General features: G+C 67.1%; 1 pseudogene. It reads left to right on the top strand.

Annotated features, from left to right (window positions below):
• A pseudogene (locus E2C05_RS35040) lies at positions 1-490 on the top strand (IS3 family transposase); the annotation flags it as partial.

Below are 490 nucleotides of genomic sequence, written 5' to 3'. Positions count from 1 at the left end.
TGCGGGGTGATCTGACGACGGCGCAGCTGGCGGCCAAGCATGGCATTCACCAGACGATGGTGGGTGAGTGGAAGCGGCAGGCCATGGGGGGGCTGGCGTCGGTGTTCTCCGGCAAGACGGCGACGCCGGAGAGCGCGAAGGTGGCCAAGGCGGAGGTCGAGAAGCTGCACGCCAAGATCGGACAGCTCGTGTTGGAGCGGGATCTTTTGGCGAAAGCGTCCGGTCGATGAGCCTGGAGCGGCGGCGCCAGATGATCGAGCCGGACCACCCGCAGTTGTCGGTGGTGCGGCAATGCGAGCTGGTCTCGATCAGCCGGTCGGGGTTCTACCACCAGCCTGCAGGCGAGACGGTGCTGAACCTGGAGCTGATGCGGCTGATCGACGCGCAGTTCCTGGAGACGCCCTGGTATGGCTCGCGGCAGATGGCGCGGCACCTGCAGCGCGAAGGCTACACGGTCGGCCGCAAGCGGATCCGGCGGCTGATGGCGAAG

The sequence above is a fragment of the Paracraurococcus ruber genome (assembly GCF_004353985.1).
GTDB lineage: Bacteria > Pseudomonadota > Alphaproteobacteria > Acetobacterales > Acetobacteraceae > Paracraurococcus > Paracraurococcus ruber.
Note: the sequence above shows the minus strand (reverse complement) of the source record. Positions and strands in the feature narration are given on the sequence as shown.